This window comes from Streptomyces boluensis (genome assembly GCF_009908195.1).
In the GTDB taxonomy this organism is placed as follows: domain Bacteria; phylum Actinomycetota; class Actinomycetes; order Streptomycetales; family Streptomycetaceae; genus Streptomyces; species Streptomyces boluensis.
The window spans coordinates 1-4,064 of record NZ_JAAAHS010000535.1 but is presented as its reverse complement, the minus strand read 5'-3'; the positions used below and the strand labels follow the sequence as shown (position 1 = coordinate 4,064).

The window sequence follows — 4,064 nt, the reverse complement described above, 5'->3', positions numbered from 1 at the left end:
GTCCCCCGCCCCTTCAGCCCCGTCCTCGCCGGCCTTCGGCAGGAACAGCACGGCATACGCGACCGCCGCCACGAGGCCGAGCAGGATCACCACGAGCAGCACCCGCCCGAGCCTGCGCGGCGCCTCCTGCTCACGCGGGGCGCGCGAAGCCTTCGGGGGGCGCGACGGCCGCGGGGCACGCGACTGCCTCGGGACACGCTCGGGCTCGGGGGCGCGCTCCACCCGGGGCGCACCCGCGGACCTGGGGTCCAGGGCCGTCGGTTCCGCACCCCGTTCGAGATACGCCGCCTGCGCCGCACGGCCCCGCTTGTGCCGCCCCGACCGGGCCGACCGGCCCGCGCGCCGCCTGCGCACCAGCTCGCCCCGACGGCGTACCACCGGAAGCTTCGTACGGTCGAACGGCGGCGAAGGCACCACATTCAGCCCCGCCTCCGGCTCGGGCGCCGACCTGACCAGGGAGCGCAGCCAGCCACGCAACTCCTCGAAGTCCGGCCGCTCCGTGGGGTCCTGGCGCAGCAGCGACTCCACGACGGGCCGCAGCGGCCCGCACTCCTCGGCGAAGGCGGGCGGCTCCGCACACACCAACTGCACCAGTTCGTACGGACTGTCCTCCGGGTACGGGGCATGCCCCTGCACAGCCCGGAAAAGCAGCGCCCCCAGCGCCCACAGATCGGTGGCGGGCCCGACCGGAGCCGCCAACTGCCAGTTCTCGTGCACCGGTCCGGCCTGCTCCGGCGCCCAGCGCTCGGTGACGGCGCCCACCACGTTCATCCGCGCCTGCCGGGCCCGCTCGGCGGCCAAGGGCGTGGCAGGTCCCTTACGCCCGTCACCGCTCCCTGGAACCCCCGGCTCCGCCGCGGCCACCAACTCGTCCCACGTACTGACCTTCTGGGCGGGCACGCCCGGCCCACCCTTGCCCTTCTTGACCAGGCTCTGCCCGGCCACCCCGTACGGATCGACGATCCGACCGGGCGGCCCCGATGCCTCCGCCTGCGGGACGTCCGGGTCTTCGTCGGGGCGAGGTTCTTCGTCGGGGTGGGGTTCTTCGCCGAGGTCCTGCACCGCGTCCGACACCGTCTCCGACACGGTCTCCGGCACCGGGTCGTACCCGCAGAGCGCCTCCTCGGCGGCGCCCGCCGCGAGGCCCGTGAGCAGGACGCGACCGTCGTCGCAGACCAGGACCGTACGCATCGTGATGTTCCGGTGGACCCAGCCGTGCGCGTGCAGCACCCGCAGCGCGGTCAGCACATCGGAGGCGATCTCCGCCGCGCGGTACGGCGAGAGCGGCCGGTCCGCGATCAGCGCGGCGAGCGGCAGCGCCGCCACGACCTCACTGACGATCCACAGCGAACCGTCCTCCGCGAACACGTCGAAGACCTGGTCGAGGCGCGGATGGTCGGGAATCTGCGCGGCGGCCTGCGCCGCCTCGATCGCCCGCCGCACCGCCGGATCAGCGGGCGTGCGCGTCGACCGCCCGGACGAACCGTAGGCCGTCGCCCCCGTGCCGTACGGCCCGGTGTCCTCGTCGAGCACCTCGGCGTCGACGGTCTCCGGCAACGGCACCTGCCGGACCAGGACTTCCTGCCCGCTGTACGTGTCGAAGGCGCGGGACTCGGCGAACTCGTACTCGTCCGAAGGCGGCAACGGCAGGCGGTAACGGTCGGCGAGCACCCGACCCGCATACTCGTCCACGTCGCCTCCCCGTCAGCGCGCGCACCCAACGCCCCTGTACCGACCGTCTCTTGCCCCCGGCCTTCACGATACGTGGCCCCGGCGCGCGGTGCCGCCGCTCTCTGCCATCAGCAGAACGGTCGCCGGACCCACGTCCGTCAGCCCAACGTCAGTCCTTGGGCTCGAAGGTCCTGAACGCCGTCTCGCGCAGGGTCTTGCACTCCTTGTCGTTCCACGCGTCGGCCTTGCAGGTCACCATGATCGAGTAGCCACGTCCGGCGTCGACCTTGAAGCCCCGGTTGAGCACCCGGACCCGCTCCCCGCGCTGGTCGCGCTCGAACTCCCAGTCCGCGACCGTCGGATAGCCCCGGTAGTCGACCTCCGCTATCCGGATGTGCCGGTAGTTGGGCATGCTCCCGCTGACCGCGTCCCTGAGCTGACGCCACGCACCCGCCGCGTCGTCGCCGGGGCTGCGGTTGAAGTCGATCTGGACGCGCGGGAATCCACCGTTCTCACTGAAGATGGCACCGGAGTTCTGCCCGGCCGTGGCGGTACGCCGGAACTTCTCCGGCATCGCCATGGCGAACATGAACTGGCCGTTCGACACCTTCGCGTACCCGGCGGGCAGGGCATCGTCCTTCCCCTTGCCCTTCCCCTTGCCGGATCCGGAGCCGTCCCCACCGGCCTCTTCACCGCCCGCGCCGGTGCCCTTGCCGTCGCCCTCGTCCTTGCCCGGCTCCGGCTCGCCCGTCCCGTCCTCGCTCTTGCCCCCGTCGCCACCCGCGGCAGCCCCGGCGGACGCCGACGAGCCGCCCTTGCCCTTGCTGGCCGGGGTCTCGTCGCCACCACTGAACGCCACGGCCAGCACCGTGCCCAGAACGGCGAGCGCGACCACTACCGCCAGGACGACGAGGGTGCGCCGCGGCACCACATCGGTGATCGCCGCACGCGTGCCGCCGCCTGCCGCACGACCGGGGTCGGTTCCGGTTCCGGTTGCGGATGTGGACGCGGTTCCGGTTGCGATTCCGGTTCCGGATGCGGGTGCGCTCTCGTCCCCGCTCGGCGCTGCCGCCGCCGCGCCGTCACCCTTAGCACCACCGTCACCGGCCGCCGTCGCCGTACCGGACTTGCCCGAACCAGCCGTTCCCGTACCGGACTTCGCTCCCGCGGCCGACGCCGCAGCCGCGTTCCGCACCGACCGCAACGCCCCACGCAACCGCTCGGCCGCGGCCTCACTGCGCCGGGGACCACTCTCGGCGGGAACCTCGGGCAACGGCACCACCCGGGTCGCGTCCACCGGATCATCAGCCCCGGTCACCGCATCGGCGTCGGGGGCAGCGTGGATCACGTCGTTCAGCAACGCCCGCGCGCCCGTGTCGTCGAGCCGCAGATCCGGGTCCTTCTCCAGCAGCCCGTAGATCACCTTCTCCAGCTGCCCGGCATTGCGCGGCGGCTCGAGCGACTCCGTCATCACCGCGGTCAACGTGGCGATCGCCGAGCCCTTGTCGTACGGCGGAACCCCCTCCACCGACGCGTACAACAGCCCGCCCAACGACCACAGATCCGCCGCCGGCCCCGGCTTGTGCCCACGGGCCCGCTCCGGCGAGATGTACGAGGGCGCCCCTACGAGCATGCCGGTCGAGGTGATCGACGGATCGCCCTCGACCTGCGCGATCCCGAAGTCCGTCAGCACCACCCGGCCGTCGTCCCCGGCGATCAGCACGTTCGACGGCTTCACGTCCCGGTGCAGGATCCCCTCACGGTGCGCGGCCCGCAGCACGTCAAGGACCGCGAGCCCCACCTCGGCGGCGCGCACCGGAGTCAGATGCCCGTCCTGACGCACCACTTCGGCAAGCGACTTGCCCTCGATGAGCTCCATCACGATCCACGGACGGTCGTCCTCGTCGACCACGTCGTAGACCGTGACCGCGCCGTTGTTCCGGATCCGGGCGATCGCCTTGGCCTCACGCAAGGTCCGCGTGATCAACCGCCGCTTCTCGTCCTCGTCGATCGCCGAGGGAAAACGCAGCTCCTTGACCGCCACCGTCCGGCCGAGCGTCTCGTCGACCGCACGCCAGACCGTACCCATGCCGCCGCGACCGAGAACCTCTCCCAGCCGGTACCGCCCGGCGAGAAGTCGACCCTTGGTCTCCTTCGGCTGCTCAGCCTCCGACATGCGTCCCCTCTGCAATCAACCCGCCCTGGCAGAGCGTCCATTGTCTCTCATGCCCGGGGTGGGGGAAGGCCCGGGTCCACGCGATGATGGCCCGGCACACACCAAGGGACCGATATGACCGACCAGCACTCACTACAGCCACCTCACACCACACCCATCACGACTCCGCACAAGCATCACACTTCGTCCACTGGCGGGGGGAGGGTGCCTGGTGGGG

The 4,064-nt window shown here is 72.0% G+C and carries 2 protein-coding genes; both read right to left on the bottom strand.

Features of this window, described 5'->3' with window-relative positions; all coding sequences use genetic code 11:
* Positions 1-1,692: protein kinase (locus GUY60_RS35375; protein ID WP_161705466.1), on the bottom strand; the 1,692-nt coding region annotated here is incomplete at its 3' end.
* A 148-nt stretch (positions 1,693-1,840) separates the two neighbouring features.
* Positions 1,841-3,847 (bottom strand): serine/threonine-protein kinase, encoded by a 2,007-nt coding sequence (locus tag GUY60_RS35370; protein ID WP_161705464.1) that lies wholly within the window; start codon positions 3,845-3,847, stop codon positions 1,841-1,843.
* Between the last annotated feature and the right edge of the window lie 217 nt (positions 3,848-4,064).